The following is a 19,096-nucleotide window of genomic DNA, read 5'->3' on the forward strand; positions in this document are numbered from 1 at the left end:
GGCGCGCATGACAGCGGAACGCGACCTGACCCGGCTCCTCGCCGGGATGCGGCCGGAACTCGACCCCGGCCGGTACGTCTTCACCACGGTGGACGGCCCCGTCCCGGACGGGGTCGCCCCGGTGGTCACCGTCGCCGAGTCCGAGGGCCTCACCCTCGTCCTGCGCCAGGAGGAGGCCGACGCCGCCGGACTCGTCTACGACTACGTGGCGGGGCGGATCACCCTGCGCGTCCACTCCGCCCTCGACGCCGTCGGGCTCACCGCCGCCGTCGCGGGCGAGCTCGCCGCGGCCGGGATGAGCTGCAACGTGGTGGCCGGATTCCATCACGACCATCTGTTCGTCGAACATGCCGAGGCAGAGCGCGCGTTGGCCGTTCTCGACCGTCTCGCGGCGCGATCCGAGAGCTTCCGTGATTGACCGTTGCATACCGTGGCGACGGGCGTACGCTGGGGCTTTCGCGGGGCTCCCGCCCGGCGCCGTTCCCCGTGCGCCGGTCGTGCGCCCTCGGTGTGGGGGTGGAACGTGGCACGACAGGGAGGCCGGCCGGCCCGTCAGGGATTCGGCCTCTTCGAACGCGAGGCGGCGCTCACGGCGGCCGAGGACGCGCTGGACCTGCTGACCGGTCTGGCCGACGACCCGCCCTGGCCCGACCACGCCCCCGTCCCCGCGCCGCGCGGCGCCCGGGGCCCCCACCTCGTCGCCGTCCCCGACACCCCCGCCGCCGACCACGGCGCCCCGTCGGACACGACCGCGCAGGACGAGCGGCACCGCCCGGACGGCCGCCTCCCGGCCCCGTCCGAAGTCCCCCGCGAGGCGACGGACCCGGCGGAGACCGCCCGCCACCCCGCCGACCTGACGCCGGACCGGCCCCGCACCGCCCGGCGCGGCGGCATCCTCGCCTACGCCGCCCCCGCCGGACTCGGCAAGACGACGCTCCTCGCGGAGATCCGCCGCCGCGCCGCCGCCCGAGGCTGCACCGTCCTCTCCGCCCGCGGCGGCGACCAGGAGCAGCGCGTGGCCTTCCACGTCGCCCGGCAGCTCCTCCAGCCCCAGCTGGCCCACGCCACCGACACCGAACTGCGCGAACGCCTCGGCTCCTGGTACGACATCGTCGGCCCCGCCCTCGGGCTCCGCGCCGCCGCCGAAGGCTCGCCCCCCGACCCCCAGGGCCTGCGCGACGGCCTCGACTGGGTCCTCACCCACCTCGCCGTCCGGCGCGACCCGCTCGTCGTCGTCCTCGACGACGCCCACTGGGCCGACCCCGAGTCCCTCGGCTGGCTCGCCGCCTTCGCGCCCCGCGCCGAAGAGCTCCCCATGCTGCTCGTCGTCGCCTACCGCCCCGACGAACTCCCCGACGAAGGAGCCGAGTTCACCGGACACCGGTCGGGCCGCCGCCCCGTCGGCCTGGCCCCGCTCACCTCCGACGCCATCGCCAGCCTCGTCCGCGACCGCGTCGGCGCCCACGCCGACGACACCTTCTGCCGCGAGTGCTGGACGGTCACCTCGGGCAACCCCTTCGAGGCCGTCGAACTCGCCGCCAAGGTCCGCGACCACGGACTCGAACCCACCGCCGGCGGCGCCCACGAACTCCGGGACCTCGCCGCCGCCCTCAAGGGCAGCGGCCTCGTCACCCGCCTCGAACGCCTCGGCGCCCCCACCGTGCGCCTGGCCTGGGCCTGCGCCGTCCTCGGCACCCAGATCTCCCCGCAGCTCGCCGGCGCCGTCGCCGGCCTCGGCGGCGAGGAGGTCGCCGACTACGCCGACCGGCTGCGCGAGGCCCGCGTCCTCGCCGAGGCGGACGGCCCCGACGACCCCCTCGAATTCGTCCACCCGCTCATCGCCACCACCGTCTACCGCTCCATCCCCGCCGCCACCCGCGTCGCCCTGCACGGCCAGGCCGCCTGGTGCGTCGTCGACGCCGGACTCGGCCCCACCGCCGCGGCCCGCCACCTCCTGGAGACCCACCCCGAAGGCGACCCGTGGGTCGTCGGACAACTGCGCGCCGCGGCCGGCGAGAACCTCCGGGCCGGCGCCCCCGACGCCGCCCGCCGCTTCCTCGCCCGCGCCCTGCGGGAACCGCCCGCCCACGACGACCGGGCCGCCGTCCTCTTCGAGCTCGGCTGCTCCTCGCTCCTCACCGAACCCGCCACCACCGTCAACCACCTGCGGGCCGCCCTGGAGGAGCCCGTCTCCGACCCCGCGCTCCGCCACGGCATCGTCTACCGCCTCTCCCAGGTCCTCGCCCACAGCGACCGCCTCGTCGAGGCGTCCGAGCTGCTCGGCCGCGAGGCCCGGCAGACCACCGACGCCCGCAGCCGGCTGCGGATGCAGGCCGAGAAGTTCATGTGGGACGCCTTCCGCGCCGACGAACCCGAGTCGCCCGCCCGCTCCCGCCGCCTCACCGCCCTCGCCGACCGGCTCACCGGCCGCGACCTCACCGAGCGGTACATCATCGGGCTGCGCGCCTGGGACGCCACCCTGCGCGCCGAGCCCTCCTCCGTCGCCCTCGCCCACGCCGAGCGCGCCCTGGAAGGCGGTCTGAGCTGGGCCGACGAGAGCCGCGGCTTCGAGGTGCCCGTCCTGACCGCCCTCACCTTCCTCTACGCCGACCGGCCCGGCCGCGCCGAGGAACTCTTCGCGGCCGGCACCGCCGAGTTCGAGCGCCAGGGCTGGCGGGGCGGCCACCTCTCCTTCGCGTACACCCTCCTCGGCTACATCCGCTACCGGCGCGGCCGCCTCGTCGAGGCCGAGGACTTCGTCCGGGCCGGCCTGCGCCTCTCCGAACGCGTCGGGCCGCGCACCCCCGCCCAGTGGTACGCGGTCGGCGTCATGATCGAGGTCCTCCTCGCCCGCGGCCGGGTCGAGGAGGCCGCCCGGATCGCCGACGCGCACGACTTCGGCGAGCCCTTCCCCGCGGCCGTCACCTTCCCCGACTCCCAGACCGTCCACGCCGAGCTGCTCCTCGCCCGGGGCCGCACCGAGGAGGCCGCCGCCGAGCTGGCCGCCGTCGGCCGCCGCCTCGACCCCCGGGGCATGCGCAACCCCGCCTGGTGCCCCTGGCAGCTCCACCTGGCCGTCGCCGAGGCCGCCACCACCCCCGGCCCGGCCCTGCGCACCGCCGAGGACGCGGTCGCCCGCGCCCGCCAGTACGGGGCGCCCTCGGCGATCGGCTCCGCGCTTCGGGTCGCCGCCGAGGTCTCGGAGCCCAGCGCGCGCGTGAAGCTCCTGGAGGAGTCCGTCGACTGGCTCGACCAGTCGCCCGCCGCGTACGAGCTGGCCCGCTCCCTCGTCGCGCTCGGTGCCGCCCTGCGCCGCACCGAACGCGCCGCGGAAGCCGCCGAGCACCTGTACCGCGGACTGGAGGCCGCCCAGGACTGCGGAGCCGACGGCCTCGTCGAGGAGGCCAGGGCCGAGCTGGCCGCGGCCGGGCTGCGCCCGCGTCCGCTGCATCCGGCGGGCACCGACACGCTCACCGCCCGTGAGCGCGCCGCGGCCGAGCTCACCCTCCGCGACCGGGACGCCGCCGCCGTCCTCGGGATCGACGCGGCCGCCGTCGGCCGCCTCCTGTCGGCCGTCTACCGCAAGCTCGGCACCGACCGGACCGGCCTCGCCCAGGCCCTCCGGAAGGCCGAGCGGGAGGCCCGCGACGCGGGCGGCGACGACTGACCGCGCACGTCCGCCCGGCGCGTCGCGGAGCGCGCCGGGACACGTACCATGGCCGTATGTCCTTCCTCCGCCGCCGCAGCGCCGCCACACCCGCGGGCCCGGACTTCGACGTCCTGGCCATGGACCCGGGAGACTGGCCCGGCAACCTCGGCGCCGGCCTGCTGCCCGCTCCCGACGGCTCCTGTCAGGGTGTGTTCCTCCGGTACGACCTCTTCGGCGGCCGCGGCCCCGCGATGATCATCGGCAACCTGCCCGAAGGATCGCCGGCGCGGGAGCTGGCCGACGGGCAGATCCCCTTCGAGGTGGCCCAGCTCCTCGCCGCCCTCGAGAACGACGAGCCGGTCGACGTGCTCGACACCGAGGACGTCCCCGTCATGCAGGGCGACAACCTCCTGATCGTGCGGCGCCTCAAGCTCTCCGAGAGCCGCATCTCCTGCGTCCAGTTCGACCGCAGCGACAACGTCCTCGTGACGATCGCCAGTTGGGACCGGCCGATCACCGACGACCTCTACGCGCTGCTGAAGCCGCTGCCCGCCGAGCTGTTCCAGCAGGGCTGACGGGAGGGCGGGGGCCGTGAGCGCACGCGTCGACAGCTGGATCTGGGCGGTCCGCCTGACCAAGACCCGCTCGCAGGCCGCCGCGGCCTGCCGGGCCGGGCACGTCAAGGTCAACGGCGAACGCGCCAAGCCCGCCCAGCCGGTGAAGCCCGGCGACGAGGTCCGGCTCTTCCACGGCGGCCGGGAGCGGATCGTCGAGGTCAAGGAGCTCCACACCAAGCGGATCGGCCCGCCGGTCGCCGCCGAGGCGTACGTGGACAACAGTCCGCCCCCGCCGCCGCGCGAACACGTCGCCGTCGCCGCCGTCCGCGACCGCGGCGCCGGCCGCCCCACCAAGCGCGACCGCCGCGAACTCGACGAGCTGCGCGGCCGGAGCTCGTGATCCGGCCGGACCGACGCGTCACCCCCAGGGCCTCCGGGAACCGTCCCGGAGGCCCTGCGCCGTCCCTCAGCCCCGGCCGGCGCCGAGCAGCCCGGTGATCCGGGCCGCCGAGGTCCCGATCCCCGACGGGCGACGCAGCGCCCCATCGCCGCCCCGGACGTCCTCCGCTCCGTAACGCCTGACGTTCCGGTGCCAGTTGAGGACGCCCGCGAGCCAGTCCTCCAGCTCCCGCAGATACGCCTCGAACGCCGCCCGCTCCGGTGCGCCCAGCCCGAAGTCCTCGTACAGCAGCGGGACCTCACGCTCCTTCAGGTTCTCGTACTGGCGCAGCCGGCCCCGCATCAGATCGGCGACCATCGCCACCGCCGTCGGGTAGTCGCAGTCGAAGAACGTCCGGAGCACCAGGACGCCGTTGTGCACCTCGCCCTCGACCTCGACCTCCTTCTGGTACGAGAAGAGGTCGTTGAGCAGCGTGCCGTAGTCCATGACCGCGTTCTCCAGGCTGCGGACCGTGCCCGACCGGAAGACCTCCGGCGGCAGTGTCCGTTCCTGCCGCAGCCGGCACAGCAGCGTCGTCAGCTCGGAGCCGAACGTGCTGCGCCGCATCTCGACGTAGTCCACCGGGTCGGGCACCCGGTGCTGCACCACGTTGTGCATCTCCCACATCCAGCTGTCGAGCATCGCGTCGAGCGCCGTCCGCAGCTGCGCCCGCGCCCCGGCCTCCATCGGCGCCGCGGTCCGCTCCCAGACGTCCGCCAGCGAGCGCTCCAGCGGGTTCACCGCGCACGCCGCGCCGGCCGCGGGCTCGTCGAGCGGCATGCACGCCTTCAGCCGGTCGGTCTGCTCCTTCGCGGCGGCCAGGGCGCCCGACCGTCCGAAGAAGAACGGGTAGTAGTCGTCCGCGTAGGTCCCCCAGGTCAGCCAGTCGGCGCTGAGGCACAGCTCCTCCCGGGAGGCGTCCGGGTCGAGGCCCGCCGCGCAGAGCGCGAGGTCGAAGCCCTCCGCCGTCGGCCGGTCCCAGAGGTCGTCCAGGAGGCCCATCCGCTCGGCCCAGTCGACCGTGTGCCGCCGCGCCTCCGCGTGGTGCGGGCTGAGCGCGAGCGGGTACGGCAGGTCGAACTCGGGCAGCAGCGACGGGCCCACCGGCTCGTGCGGCACATGGGTGAACGCCCGGTGCCGGGCCGCCGCCGGGCGCCCGAAGAGGGTCCGGACGTCGAGGGCGGACGTGCCGAGGACCCCGTCGAGGCGCGACGGCCCGGAGGCCATGCCCTCGTTCATGTACCGGCTGGAGCGCATGTGCCACTCGTGGCCGCCGGACTGCCAGTCCTGGAGCCCCTTGGCGTACGCCGTCACGGCCGCGCACTCCGCCGGGCTCAGCCCCCGCTCGGCGGCGAGCAGCGGCACCTCCGTCAGGGCGGTGTTCTCGAACTGCTGGACCCGGGAGGTCAGCAGGTCGTTGACCGCGTTCGCCGCCTCCTGGGTCGTGCAGCCGAGGAACCGCTCCAGGACCAGGACGCCGTTGCTGTTCTCGCCCTCCTCCTCGACCTCGCGCTGGTAGGAGAAGAGGTCGTTGCGCAGGTGCACGGCGTCGGAGAAGGAGTCCCTGAGCACCCGCAGCGGCCGCGCGTACGCCACCTGGGCGGGGACCTCCGCCCCCGCCGCGTACTCGACGAGACCGGCCGACCAGGGGGCGCCGCCGACCTTGCGCCGCATCTCGATGTACTCCAGCGGGTTGGCGACCCGCCCCTCGTTGATGTTGTCGAGTTCCCAGAGGGACTCGTTGAGGAGGTGCTCGGTCGCCTCCGCGAACCGGACGCGCCACCCCTCGGACATCGCCGGGACGGTCCGCCGCCACAGGTCCGCGAGGCCCGCCTCGACGGGGTTCGTCGGCTCGGGCATGCCGGTCGCCGGGTCCGCCGGCATGAACAGCGGCAGCCGGTCCAGATACGCCTTGCTGCCCGCCCGGTCCTGGGTGCGTTTGAAGACCTCCAGGAAGTGGTCGTCGAAGAAGAAGACCCACGTGTACCAGTCGGTGACGAGGTCCAGCGCCTCCGCGTCGCAGTCGGGATGCGTGTAGGCGCAGAGCAGCGCGTAGTCGTGCGAGTCGAGGTCGTGCTCCTCCCAGACTCCCGAGCCCTCCAGCATCCCCATCGCGCGCGCCCACGCACGCGTGTGCGTGCGGGCGCCCTCCACGTGGGGATTGAGCCGCGCCGGATACGGAACATAGAAGTCCGGCATGATGAAGGGCTGAGGCATGCGCTGGGGGGCCTTCCGGTGAGCAGGGGGTGTGTGCGGCCCCAGCCTTACCCGTCGCCCGTACGGCGCACACGATCTCTCCAATAGTCGTATGAACGCCGAAGGAGTGGTGCCGGAGCGTTCCCCCGGCACCACCCCCGGCCTTTCGGCCGCCCCGCCGTCAGCCCTGGAAGACCCGCACGTCAGCGGCCTTCACGAAGGCGACCCGATGGCCGAACTGGATCTCGTAGTACTCCTCCTGGCCCCGGACCACCCGGTGCCCGGTCGGGTCGAACACCGGCGCGAAGTAGTACTCGCCCGGAGTGCGGCCGCCCACCACGTACCGCTGGCCGGCGAGCAGTTTGTACGGCAGCGGCGACACCGTCTGGACCGGCACCCCGGCCGGGTACGCCGACGCCTCCGGATAGGCCCGTCCGTACACCGGCACCTCCGCCAGCCCCTCACGGGGCGTCAGGACGAGTCCCCGCGTGCCGACCGCCGCCGGCCGCTTCCCGGTGTCGGCGAACCACGCCTTCTGCCCGAGGTACCAGATCGCCGTCCAGCCGTCCCGCCGCTCCGCCACCGCGAAGCTCTGGCCCGTCGAGGCGCGCGCCCCGGTGTCGTTGACCCCGTCCGTGGAGTCCTCGCCGCCCGGCCGCAGCCCGATGTCCTTCACCAGGGGCGCGTCGGCGCTGGGCCCGGTGTGCAGCCGCACGGCGCCACTGCCGTGCGGCGCGCACGCCTCGCCCGCCGTCGCGCACCCCGTGTAGACCGGCCGGTTCTCGCCGTACTCGGGCCGGATCGTCACCACGCCCGCCCTCGGGCCGGCGCTCGGCGTGATCGGGCGGCCGAGCAGCCGGAAGTAGTGCGCCCAGTCCCAGTAGGGCCCGGGGTCCGTGTGCATGCCCCGGATCGTCGACGTCACGGTCCCGGGCACGTTGTCGTGGCCCAGGATGTGCCGGCGGTCCAGCGGGATGTCGTACCGCGCGGCCAGGTACCGCACCAGGCGGGACGACGCCCGGTACATCGCCTCGGTGTACCAGGAGTCCGGCGCGGTGAGGAACCCCTCGTGCTCCAGGCCCACCGACTTGGCGTTCACGAACCAGTTGCCCGCGTGCCAGCCGACGTCCTTCAGCGCCAGGTGCTGGGCGACGTGCCCGTCGGAGGACCGCAGCGAGTACTGCCACGACACGTACGTCGGGTCCTGCACCAGCTGCAGGGTCACGTCCCACGTGGCCTCGGTGTCGTGGATGACGATGTAGTCGATCGACTGCGACTCCGGCCGGTTCGCCTTGTCGTGGTTGCCGTAGTCGCCGTCGCCGAACTCCTCGTACGGGGCGGGGACCCACTCGCAGGCCACCGACCGCGGGCACTCCACCGGACCGTCGGCCGGCCGGCGCAGGCCCAGCCCGGCCAGCTGCGCCGTGGCGGGCGCCACCGAGGGCGCGGCCGGAAGCGTCACCACCTGCCCGCTGTCCGTCGTCCGCGACTCGCCGCCCCGGATCACGTCGAACACGTCGTTCGCGTACGTCGCCGCCGTCGCCGCGTCGTCGGCTCCGGAGTACGCGGCCACCGCCCCGTACCAGTCGGCCGGGTCCGCGCCCGCCGGCCGCCCCGACTCCCGCTGGGCCGCGGCGAGCAGCGCCGCCCCGCCCTCGATGTTGGCGGCCGTGTCGGTGCGCAGCTCCTCCGCCGGGATCCCCGAAAGCGCCGACGCCCGCTCCAGCGTGCGCAGCCGTTCGGGCAGCCGCACCGGGGACGGGACCGGGGCGCCGGCCCCCGTGCGCACCGCCCGCGAGCCGTCGCCCCGGGCGTCCTCCTCGCCCCCGGAGTGGTGCGGGGCCTCCCGGGCCAGCGCCGTCACGGCGTCCGTCAGGTGCATCGGCCCGTATCCGCCGGTCACGCTGGGCGCACCGCCGTGCGCGTCCCACCGCGACTGCAGGTAGGAGACGGCCAGCAGCACGCTCTCCGGTACGCCCTGGTGCGCGGCGGCACGGGCGAACTGCGCCTGCAGGGAACCCGGGTCGGGCGCCTCGGCACCCGCCCGGGGGGCGGCGGACAGCAGCGGCAGCAGCAGGGCGACGGACGCCACGGCGCCCAGCGTCCTCGGCACCCGGTGCGGTGAGGTCGGTCTGCGGGACGCGTAACGGGTCAAGGCGGCCTCCAGAGGTGGGGGGTGACACGGGGGCGTGCGGGACCGAACCCGTACAGGGGTATCGGGTCCCGGACGATCCGTCAATCACGCCCACACAAGCGGAAGTTCGCACGTCAGGGCAGGAATGGAGGCCAGGTGGCGGAGTTTCGCGGAGACGGGTCCCGGGCCTGGGGCGCGTCAGTGGAATGGACCAATGACCCGGCCGTCACGGAGCCGGACACACCGGTGCGCCGTGTCCCGGTGTGTCGGCACCGGGCGCACGGCGCACCCCCCGTTCCGTCGGTCGGACCCGCCCCCTTCAGCGCGTCCCGACCGCCGCGCGCACGGCCCGCCGTGCCATCGCGCAGTCGTCGTGCAGCCGCCTCAGCAGCAGCCGCTGTTCCTCGCCCGACGCCGGCGACCCCGCGTGCGCCGCCCCGGACCCGGCCGGGGGCGCCTCCTTCATCGTGCGCTGCACCGCCGTCTCGTACGTACGGATCTCCCGCGTCAGCACGATCATCAGGTTCACCAGGAACGCGTCCCGGGAGGCCGGACCCGCCTGCTGGGCGAGCTGACTGATCTGGCGGCGGGCCAGCGGAGCGTCACCCAGCACCGCCCACAGCGTCGCCAGGTCGTACCCCGGGAGGTACCAGCCCGCGTGCTCCCAGTCCACGAGGACCGGACCGGCGGGGGAGAGCAGGATGTTGGAGAGCAGCGCGTCACCGTGACAGAACTGCCCCATCCCCTGGCGCCCGCCCGCGTGCGCCAGCCCGTGCAGCAGCTTCTGCAGGTCGTCCCGGTCCCGGTCGGTGAAGAGGCCGAGCTCGTGGTAGCGCGCGATCCGGGTCCCGTAGTCCAGCGGGGCGTCGAAGGTCCCGGCCGGCGGACGCCAGGCGTTGAGCCGGGTGATCGCGCCGAGCGCCGCCCGCAGGTCGGCCCGGGGCGGCGCCTCCACGGGGTGGCGCGACAGCGCCGCCGCCCGTCCGGGCATCCGCTCGATCACCAGCGTGCAGTTCTCCGGGTCCGCCGCGATCAGCCGCGGCGCCCGCACCGGCGGACGGTGGCGGACGAAGGAGCGGTAGGACGCTATCTCGTGCCGGAACCGCTCGACCCACGCGGGGGAGTGGTCCAGTAAACACTTCGCGACCGCCGTGGTCCGCCCGGTCGTCCCGACGATGAGTACGGAACGACCGCTGCGCCGCAGCACCTGCACCGGGTTGAACTCCGGGCAGATCCGGTGGACCGAGGCGATCGCCATCTTCAGCTGCGCCCCCTGGGGGCCGGACAGGTCGATCCTCCCGCTGAGCGGCTGGGTGCCGGTGCCGCCCGCCCAGCGCCTCGGCCGGACGGCCTGGGTCGCGGGGGCGAGGTACGGTCCGGCGCCGGCGGGGACGATGCGGTGCTGCGGCCGGGGCGGGGCGGACACGGAGGACGATGCTGTGTACATGGAGGTGACAGATCCCTTCGTGGCCGACGAGTTGCGTGCGTCGCCCCGCCCGCTCCCCGGTCCGCACCCTGGGGAATGAGGGCCGGTCGGCGGTGCGGGGTGGCGCGCTTCATACCTGACACCCGGGCGCGGGTGGCGGAACATCGGGCGCACCCTGGCGAACCCTGGCGAATAGTCGCCAGCCCTATGACAGGGGGCTACTGTCAACTCAGCCGAGAACCTGGGGGCTTAGACGTGACCGGACACACCAACACCCGCCTTGCGGACCTCTTCGGCCTGGCCGGCTGGTCCAAGGGCGAACTCGCGCGGCTCGTCAACCGGCAGGCGGCGGCCATGGGCCACCCCCAGCTGGCGACCGACACCTCGCGGGTCCGGCGCTGGATCGACCGGGGCGAGACGCCCCGCGATCCCGTCCCGCGGGTGCTGGCAGCACTGTTCACCGAGCGACTCGGCCGTGTCGTGACCATCGAGGACCTCGGGTTCGTACGACACGGGCGCGCCGGGCAACGGCAGGACGTCAGGAAGACGGAGAACCCTGACGGGCTGCCCTGGGCGCCCGATCGTACGGCGGCGGTCCTCACCGAATTCACGGGAATGGACCTCATGCTCAACCGACGCGGCCTGGTGGGCGCGGGTGCCGCGCTCGCCGCCGGTTCCGTACTCACCAACGCCATGCACGACTGGCTGCAGACCGACCCCTCTCGTCAGGGGGCCCCTCAGCGGGCCACCGATCCCCTCCACGCCGACCCCGCCGGGTTCGACCGCTACGAGGCCGCCCCCATCGGGTCGGAGGAGATCGAGGCCCTGGAGCACTCGGTGGAGGTGTTCCGTGCCTGGGACGCCTCCCGGGGCGGCGGCCTCCAGCGCAAGGCCGTGGTGGGCCAGCTCAACGAGGTGGGCGGCATGCTCGCCTACCGCCACGCCGACCACCTCCAGCGGCGCCTGTGGGGCGTCGCCGCCAACCTCGCCGTCCTCGCGGGCTGGATGTCGCACGACGTCGGCCTCGAACCCACGGCGCAGAAGTACTTCGTCATCGCCGCCCACGCGGCCCGCGAGGGCGGCGACCGCCCCCGCGCCGGCGAGGCGCTCTCCCGCGCCGCCCGCCAGATGGTGCACCTGGGCCGTCCCGACGACGCCCTCGACCTGATGAAGCTGGCGAAGGCCGGCTCCGGCGAACGGGTGCTGCCCAGGACCCAGGCCATGTTCCACACCATCGAGGCGTGGGCGCAGGCGTCGATGGGCCGCGGGCAGGCCATGCGCCGCACCCTCGGCGAGGCCGAGGAACTGTTCGTCTCCGACCGGGGCGACGAGAAGCCGAGCTGGATGCAGAACTTCGACGAGGCCGACATGCACGGCATGGAGGCGCTCGCCTACCGCACCCTCGCCGAGCACGACCCGGCCGCCGCCGTCCCGGCGCAGCGCCACGCCAAGCTGGCGCTCGAACTGCGGCGCGGCGGTCACGACCGCTCGAAGCTCTTCGACCACATCTCGCTCGCCTCGGCCTGCTTCATCGCCGACGACCCCGAACAGGCCGACCGCTACGCCCGGCTCGCCCTCATGTCCATGGGGGACACCTCGTCCCACCGGACCTGGGACCGGCTGCGGGAGATGTACCGGCTCACCGGGCAGTACGCCGGCTACTCGAAGATCGAGAACCTGCGCGAGGAGATCGAGCTCGCCCTTCCCCGCTCGCCCGTCAACCGGCCGCGGACCGGGCAGGCCTGAGCCCTCGCGAACGACCGGAGGGCCGTGGGCCCAGAGGGCCGGGGAAAGGCAGGGCCGGGGCGTCCCGGCGGGCAGGGCCCGGGTGGCTCAGTGACCGACCCGGACCACCATCACGCAGGCGTCGTCCTCGCGCTGCTCCTCGCCGAACTCCTCGACCACCGCACGCACACCGTCCTGGGCGTCCCGCGCCCCGGCCAGTCGCGGACCGAGGGCCAGCAGCCGCCGTGCCCCGGTGTCGTCGCCGAAGGCCCCGGCCGCGCCGCTGCCGCGGGTCAGCCCGTCGGTGTGGAGGACGAGCACGTCGCCCGGGAGCAGAGGGGTCTCGGCCTCGCCGTACACGGCGCCGGTCGTCGCCCCGAGCAGGACGCCCTCGGGCCGGCGGAGGACGTGCCCCGTCCCGTCGCGGAACAGCAGCGGGGCGGGGTGCCCGGCCTGGGCCCAGGTCAGCCGCTGGGCCACCGGGTCGTACCGGCAGCACATCGCGCTGCCCAGCGCGGGCTGCACGGAGGTCTCCAGGAGCTGGTTGAGGTGCGCCATCAGGGCGCCCGGCCGGATCCCGGCGACGGCCATCCCGCGCAGCGCGCCGAGGAGCATGGCCATGGAGGAGGTCGCGGCGACGCCGTGGCCTGTCAGGTCGCCGACGGTGAGCAGGGCGTCGCCGTCGGGCAGGGCCAGCGCGTCGTACCAGTCGCCGCCGATGAGTCCGGTGCTGGCGGCCGGCAGGTAGTGGGCGGCCACGTCCAGGGGGGCCGGGCCGTCGTGGGCGAAGCGGAGCGAACCGCGCCACGGCGGGAGGACCGCCTCCTGGAGCTCGACGGCGACACGGCGCTCGGTCTGCTCGATGTGGCGGCTGCGCTCCAGGCTGTCCCGGCTCTCGCGGACCGCCCGCTGGCTGCGCCGCAGCTCGCTGACGTCCCGTAAGACGGCCCACATCGAGGCGGTGCAGCCGTCGGTGTCGAGCACGGGCTCGCCGGTCATGTGGACCGTGCGCACCCGGCCGTCGGTCCGGACGATGCGGAACTCGCCGTCGATCGGCTTCCCGTCGATCAGGCAGTCCGTGACCATGCCCTGGAGGACGGACTGGTCCTCGGCGAAGACCATCGAGGGCATCTCGTCGAGCGACATCGGGCCGCTCGCGCGGTCCCGGCCGAAGATCCGGTAGAGCTCCTCCGACCAGCTGACCTCGTCGGTGAGGAGGTTCCACTCGGCGCTGCCGACGCGGGAGAGCAGCGAGCCGGTGCGCGCGGCCTGGCCGTACGCGGCGCCGGGGTCGGTCGTGAGCGCGTCGTCGAAGGCGCCGTCGAACGAGGCGCCGGCCGCGTCCTCCGTCTCGGTCCCGGTCGCGGGCTCCGCCGGGACGCCGGCCCGCAACTGGCCCAAGTGAGCGCCCAGGTCGTCGAGTTGGTGGACGGCGAGGTCGCACAGGGCGCGCTGCCAGCGCTGCTGAGGGTCGTCCTCGTCGGTCGCGGCGTCCCGGCGCACGGCGTCCACCTCGCCGCGCAGGCGACGGGTCTGCGAGATCAGCGCGTCCACCGCGCCCGGCTCCGGCGGCTGTGCGGGGCGGTCCGCGAACAGATGGGACGGCATGTCGAACTCCGATGCAGGCGCGGCGCGGCCAGGTGTGAAAGGGAGGCCCGCATACGACTGTTGCACAGCCCGGGACGGCCCGTAAGGGATTTGGCAACACTCGATCCGGTGGTGCTTCCGGCATATGTCAAAGGCCCAGCGATAATCGGCCAGGGCCCGACGGGTTACGGTGCTCGGGTGGTGAACGACTACGGGAACGGCGCGGTGGGCACGTCCACGGCGCTCACGGGCGGGGCGCGTGCGGGAGCCGGAACGGGGCCGACGCACAGGGGAACGGACGTGCGGGTCGCGGGCGCGCGAGCGACGGAAGCCGGCGACGGCGGCACGCCCCCGGTGGGCACCGCGTTCCTCCTCGCGGCCGCGCCCGCGGGACGCGGCCGCGCCATGGACGCCGCGTCCGTGCTGCCGGCCCTCGCCGCCGTACCGCCCGGGGTCCTCACCGGCACCCCCGCCGCCACGGTCGTCGAACTCGCCGACCCGCTCGACCCGCAGACCGTCCTCACCCGCCTCCGTGCCGCCGCGGCGAGCCCCGGCCCCCTGGTCGTCTGCCTCGCCGGCCAGCTCCACCTCGACCGCCGTCAGGAGCTCCCCCACCTCGCCCTCGCCCGCACCACACCGGCCACCCTCCGCTACACGGCCCTGCCCTGGCACTGGCTCGTCGGCGAACTCGGGGCCCGACGGCCCGGCACGACGACCGTCGTCGCCGACCTCGCCGCCGATCCCGAGGTCCGGCAGCGCCTCGCCGCCGTCCCCGGCCTGCTGCACCCGGGGCCGGGGTCCGTGCTCTACGGGCGGGTGACGCCCGCGCCCCGGCGCGGCGAACCCACGACCCCCGACTACCTCCGCGCCTGGGCCGACCTCTGGCGCTCCGGTGCCCGCCTCCCCTACGCCACCCTCCACGCAGAGGCCGCCGCCGGCACCGCCTCGGCGACCGCCGGGTCCGTCTTCCTCGCCCCGGCGCCGCCGGCCGCCCACCCGCCCGCGGCGCCGGAGGACCCGCACCCCGCGATCCTCGCCGCCGCCCTGGCCGGCCGCCACGGGGAGGCGGCCTCCCTCGCCGCCGCCTGGGAGCACGAGGCCCTGCGCCGCCACGGCCCCCACTCCGCCGAAGCCGTGCACTGGACCGAGGTGCGGGCCGACCTCGCCCGCCTCGCCGGAGACCCCGCCCGCAGCTGCGAACTCTGGCTCGCCGCCGCCGAGGCCCGCCTCCGGCTGCGCCAGAGCCCGGACGACCCGGACGTCGAAGCCGCCGTGGACCGGGCCCACCACCAGTGGGAGCGGATCGCCGACCCCAGCCGCTCCCGCGCCCTCGGCCCCGCCCTCGTCGCCCTGCGCCACCGCGTCCCCGGCCGCCGGCCCGGCGCGCTCGCCGCCCTCACCCGCCGGCTGGGCTGAACCGACGGGGCAGGCCCGCCTCCCCCGTCCCCGCGCTCCTCCCCGGGCTCCGGCCCGGTGTCCTCACGACTCCTCGCGAAAGGCCCGCGCGTGACCTCGCTCGCCACCGCCCAGCGTTCGCTCGCCGACCCCGCCGTGCGCCACCCGCTCTGGCCACCGCTGACCCGGGGCTGCCCCGTGACGTCCACGGACGAGACCGCCTACCCCCTGGACGTCGACTACGCCTACGACCGGGTCCCGGACGACCTCTTCACCCGCCCGGCCGCCCACGGTCTGGAGCGGTGGGCCCCGCTGCTGCCGCCCCTCGCCGCGCCCGGCCTCGGCGAGGGCAACACCCCGCTCGTCGAACTGGCCGACGGCGTCTGGATCAAGGACGAGTCGCGCAATCCCACCTGGAGCCACAAGGACCGCCTCAACCGGGTCGCCGTCAGCGCGGCCGTCGCCTCCGGCGCCCGGGGCATCGTGGTCTCCTCGTCCGGCAACCACGGGGCGGCGGCCGCCGCCTACGCGGCCCGTGCCGGACTGCCCTGCGCCGTCTTCACCTCCCCGGACGCGCCGCCCGCCGTCGCCTCCCACCTGCGGGCCTACGGGGCGACCGTGCTGACCGCGCCACGGGACGCCGTGCGTCCGCTGATGCGCCGCATCGTCGACGAGCTCGGCTTCCAGAGCGTCAGCAGCGTCACCGACACGGCCCACACCGGACACCCCTTCGGGCCCGAGGGGTACAAGACCCTCGCGTACGAGATCGCGCTCACCCTGGGCCGGGCGCCGGCCGCGGTCCATCTCCCGACCGGATACGGCGAGTTGCTGTTCGGCGTGGCCAAGGGATTCCAGGAACTCGCCCGGCTCGGCGTCACCCGCACCGTCCCCCGCCTGTACGCCGCCGAACCCGCCACGGCCGGCGCCCTCACCGAGGCCCTCCGCTCCGGCCGTCCCGTCGCCCGCGTCCCCGTCGGACCGACGGCCGCCTACGCCATCAACTGCGCGATCAGCGGCTACCGCGGCGTCCTCGCCGTCCAGGGGACCGGAGGAGCCGCCCGCACGGTGACGGACGCTCAGATGGCGGCGGCGCGGGCCGAACTGGCGCGCCAGGGCATCTGGTGCGAGATCTCCTCCGCCGCCGGCCTCGCCGCTCTCCGCGCGCACGGTCCCCACGACACCGACGGCCCCGTCGTCTGCGTGGTCACGTCCAGCGGCTACAAGGACATCGGCACCGCACGGGAGACCCACCCGCAGACGGACCCCGACTGGGCCGCGATCAGGGCGGCCCTGACCGGGCCCGTCGGCGTGCCGGGCACCGGAACGGCGGAGGACGGGGCGGCCCGGCCGTGACCGACGAGGAGGGCGCCGACGCCGAGGCCCGGGCATGGGACGCGCGGCTGGGATGGGCGGCCGGTCTGACCGCCGAGGACCCCGCCGAGCGGGCCGCGGCCCTGCACCGCCACCTCGACGTCCGGCGGAAGGCGTGGGAGGCGCTGCGCAGGTTCGACGCGCTGCGGCTCCCGGGGGAGTGGCTCGGCGGACCGGTGCCGCGGGACGTCACCCCGTCCCGGGCCGCGTACGAGGCGTATCGCGAGGCCGTGAGGCACGCGCTGCCGGACGCGTTGTGGAACCGGCCGCACGGCGAGGCCCTCAGGACGTGGCCGGGGCTTCCGTACGCGCTGCTCTTCCTGGAGTGGGAGGCCGCGTTCCCCGAGGAGTGGACCCGGCACGCCAAGAAGTGGGGGACGAAGGAGCGCCTCCTGCGGGACCTGGCGGTGCCAGGCCACGCCGAACCGGTCCGCGCGAGACTCACCGACCTGGTCGAGACCGTCGTCCGGCGGCCGTACCGCTGCAAGGACCGCCTGTACGTCCGCGTCGCCCGGGCCGTCGACAGCGCGGACCTCCGCGCGCGCCTGGAGAGCGCGGCCCGCTCCGAGGTGCCGTGGGCCCGGCGGCACGCGCGGTACGTCCTCTGGCTGCTCGAACACCCGGACGTCCCCGACACGGTGCACGTCTGGCGGACCCGGCTCGCTGCGGAGACGGCGGCGGAAGCGAGCACGGAAGCAGAAGCAGGAACAGAAGCAGAAGCAGGAACAGAAGCAGAAGCAGAAGCCGCATCGAGGGCGATGGCGGAGCCGGCCGGCGAACGTCCGGCCACCCCCGCGCCCCAGGAAGGCAGGCCCCGATGAACACGCCGTCCGCGCCGCAGCCGTTCCCCTCGCCGACCGCGGCGGGGACCACCGACGGCGCACCCGTCCGGGTCGGCGCCCTCGTCCCGCTGACGCGGCCCGGCTGGACCGAGTCGGGCCGGCATCTGCTGGCCGGCCTCGACCTCGCCGTCCGCGAGGTCAACGACGCCGGGGGCATCGGCGGCAGGCCGCTGGAGCTGGTCGTCCGCGACACGGCGGCCGACCCGGAGCGGGCCGCGGCGGCCGTGGAGGAGCTGGCCGGACGGGGAGTGTGCGCCGTCGTGGGCGAGTACCACAGCGTCGTCGCCCGCGCCGCCGCCGCACGGGCCGACGCGCTCGGCGTGCCGTTCCTCTGCTCGTCGGCGGTGCTCGACGAGCTGACCGGACAGGAGACGCCGTGGGTCGCGCGCCTGGCCCCCGCGCAGTCCCACGGCTGGCGGATCTTCGCCGACTTCCTCCTGGAACGGGGCCGGAGGCGGGTCGCCGTCGTGACCCAGCCGAGCGTCTACTGGGCGACCGGGACCCGCCTCCTGAGGGAACGTCTCGCCTCCCGGGGCGGGACCGTGGAGGAGTTCGACGCCACCGCGCTCGCTCCCGCGGACCTGTGCGACGCCCTCGCCGGCCACGGAGCCACGGCCCTGCTCCTGCTGGTCGGCCACCCGGAACCCGCGGTGCCGATCGTGCGGGCCGTGCGCGCCGACCCGCGTCTCGCGGAGCTCCTGATCGGAGCTCCCGCCGGGCAGCCGGAGACGGCCGACTGGGCGGCCGCCCTCGGGCCTGACGGCGCGGGCATCCCCTTCCTGCGCTATCTGCCCGAAACGCTCGGACCGCTCGGCGAAGGCGTCAGGGACCGGCTGCACGACCGGCTCGGCGAAGCCCCCTCCTTCGTCGCCTTCGAGGGCTGGGACACCGTCGCGGTGCTCGCGGAGTCCCTCCGTACCCACGGCACCGACCGCGCCGCCGTCGCCGCGTCCTGGCCACACCTGGCGGTCGAGGGCACCCGCGGACCGATCCGCTTCTCCCGCCTCCCGGGCCTCGGCATCCTCCAGTGGGCGTGGCCCCCGGTCCAGGTCGCCGACCGCGACCCGGCGGCACCGGACCGCTTCCGCGTCCTGCGCACCGGATGACACCCGGCGCCGGTCCAGGCCGGGGACCCGTCCGGCCGGACCGTGCCGGAGCCGCCGCCGCTGCTCCCGCCGCCGCCCGCACCCTGAGATGATCGGAGGCATGACCGTCTCCCCGCACTCCGTAGCGCTCCCGGTGCCGGCCGCCCCCGCCGGGCCGCTCGTCACCGAGCGGCTCGTGCTGCGGCCGGTCCGCCGCGCCGACGTGCCCGCGGTGACGCGGCTGTGGACCGACCCCGAGGTACGGCGCCACCTGGGCGGTCCCGTGATCGACTCGGTCGTCGGGATCAGACAGCGGCGGATCGTCGGGGCACCCGGCTTCCACGCGGTGGTCCGGACCGAGGACGGCGCGGTCCTCGGCCTCGTCACGGTGGACGCCGCCGGTCACGGCGGCGAGACGGAGGTCTCGTACCAGTTCCTCCCCGAGCACTGGGGGCGGGGTTACGCCCGGGAGGCGGTCGCCGCGGCCGTGGCGCGGGCCCTGGAGACCGTGCCGAGCGTGGTCGCGGTCACCCAGGAGGCGAACGACCGGTCCCGCCGGCTCCTGGAGGCGGTGGGCCTGGAGCACGTCGACTCCTTCGTCGAGTGGGACGCCCACCAGGTGCTGTACCGCCGCCGCGCCGCCGGGCCGCGGGCCTGAACTCCCGGGCCGGGGACGCCGCGCCCGCCGCC

General features: G+C 75.4%; 14 protein-coding genes. 10 read left to right on the top strand and 4 right to left on the bottom strand.

Going from position 1 to position 19,096, the window contains the following annotated elements; all coding sequences use genetic code 11:
- Window positions 1-7: 7 nt before the first annotated feature.
- The 4 genes from ACZ60W_RS06445 (at window position 8) to ACZ60W_RS06460 (ending at window position 4,606) form a co-directional block, all read left to right on the top strand.
- Entirely contained in the window at window positions 8-418 is a 411-nt protein-coding gene (locus ACZ60W_RS06445; RefSeq protein WP_469754228.1) for an ACT domain-containing protein, read from the top strand.
- 435 nt (window positions 419-853) lie between these two features.
- Complete coding sequence (locus tag ACZ60W_RS06450; RefSeq protein ID WP_469754289.1) at window positions 854-3,667, top strand: ATP-binding protein; 2,814 nt, start codon at window positions 854-856, stop codon at window positions 3,665-3,667.
- A gap of 56 nt (window positions 3,668-3,723) precedes the next feature.
- Window positions 3,724-4,224 carry a hypothetical protein gene (locus tag ACZ60W_RS06455; protein WP_360811160.1) on the top strand — a complete coding sequence of 167 codons (501 nt, stop codon included), beginning with the start codon at window positions 3,724-3,726 and terminating at the stop codon, window positions 4,222-4,224.
- 16 nt (window positions 4,225-4,240) lie between these two features.
- On the top strand, window positions 4,241-4,606 hold the full coding sequence (locus ACZ60W_RS06460) for an RNA-binding S4 domain-containing protein (protein WP_384886751.1): 366 nt from the start codon (window positions 4,241-4,243) through the stop codon (window positions 4,604-4,606).
- 66 nt (window positions 4,607-4,672) lie between these two features.
- Here ACZ60W_RS06460 and ACZ60W_RS06465 read toward each other — a convergent pair whose 3' ends face one another.
- From ACZ60W_RS06465 to ACZ60W_RS06475, 3 genes are all read right to left on the bottom strand, one after another.
- Complete coding sequence (locus ACZ60W_RS06465) at window positions 4,673-6,862, bottom strand: terpene synthase family protein (RefSeq protein WP_469754229.1); 2,190 nt, start codon at window positions 6,860-6,862, stop codon at window positions 4,673-4,675.
- A gap of 160 nt (window positions 6,863-7,022) precedes the next feature.
- Window positions 7,023-8,942, bottom strand: a complete 1,920-nt coding sequence (locus ACZ60W_RS06470; protein WP_469754290.1) for an N-acetylmuramoyl-L-alanine amidase — start codon at window positions 8,940-8,942, stop codon at window positions 7,023-7,025.
- A 352-nt stretch (window positions 8,943-9,294) separates the two neighbouring features.
- Window positions 9,295-10,422 (bottom strand): aminoglycoside phosphotransferase family protein, encoded by a 1,128-nt coding sequence (locus tag ACZ60W_RS06475; protein ID WP_469754230.1) that lies wholly within the window; start codon window positions 10,420-10,422, stop codon window positions 9,295-9,297.
- Between the two features lie 234 nt (window positions 10,423-10,656).
- Between ACZ60W_RS06475 and ACZ60W_RS06480 the strand changes: the two genes are divergently transcribed.
- Window positions 10,657-12,147, top strand: coding sequence for a DNA-binding protein NsdB (locus tag ACZ60W_RS06480; RefSeq protein ID WP_469754231.1), 1,491 nt, complete (start codon window positions 10,657-10,659; stop codon window positions 12,145-12,147).
- 87 nt (window positions 12,148-12,234) lie between these two features.
- Here ACZ60W_RS06480 and ACZ60W_RS06485 read toward each other — a convergent pair whose 3' ends face one another.
- Window positions 12,235-13,734, bottom strand: a complete 1,500-nt coding sequence (locus tag ACZ60W_RS06485; protein WP_469754232.1) for a PP2C family protein-serine/threonine phosphatase — start codon at window positions 13,732-13,734, stop codon at window positions 12,235-12,237.
- Between the two features lie 177 nt (window positions 13,735-13,911).
- On the opposite strand from ACZ60W_RS06485, the gene ACZ60W_RS06490 reads away from it, so the two are divergent.
- The 5 genes from ACZ60W_RS06490 (at window position 13,912) to ACZ60W_RS06510 (ending at window position 19,064) form a co-directional block, all read left to right on the top strand.
- On the top strand, window positions 13,912-15,129 hold the full coding sequence (locus tag ACZ60W_RS06490; protein WP_469754233.1) for a hypothetical protein: 1,218 nt from the start codon (window positions 13,912-13,914) through the stop codon (window positions 15,127-15,129).
- A 90-nt stretch (window positions 15,130-15,219) separates the two neighbouring features.
- Window positions 15,220-16,461, top strand: a complete 1,242-nt coding sequence (locus ACZ60W_RS06495) for a threonine synthase (protein WP_469754234.1) — start codon at window positions 15,220-15,222, stop codon at window positions 16,459-16,461.
- A complete protein-coding gene (locus tag ACZ60W_RS06500) occupies window positions 16,458-17,300 on the top strand; it encodes a hypothetical protein (protein ID WP_469754235.1) in 843 nt (280 codons plus the stop codon). Before ACZ60W_RS06495 ends, ACZ60W_RS06500 begins: the two co-directional genes overlap by 4 nt.
- Entirely contained in the window at window positions 17,297-18,427 is a 1,131-nt protein-coding gene (locus tag ACZ60W_RS06505; RefSeq protein WP_469754236.1) for an ABC transporter substrate-binding protein, read from the top strand. Before ACZ60W_RS06500 ends, ACZ60W_RS06505 begins: the two co-directional genes overlap by 4 nt.
- Before the next feature lie 100 nt (window positions 18,428-18,527).
- Window positions 18,528-19,064, top strand: coding sequence for a GNAT family N-acetyltransferase (locus tag ACZ60W_RS06510; RefSeq protein WP_469754237.1), 537 nt, complete (start codon window positions 18,528-18,530; stop codon window positions 19,062-19,064).
- Window positions 19,065-19,096: the final 32 nt, after the last annotated feature.

The sequence above is a fragment of the Streptomyces sp. NPDC104202 genome (assembly GCF_055584185.1).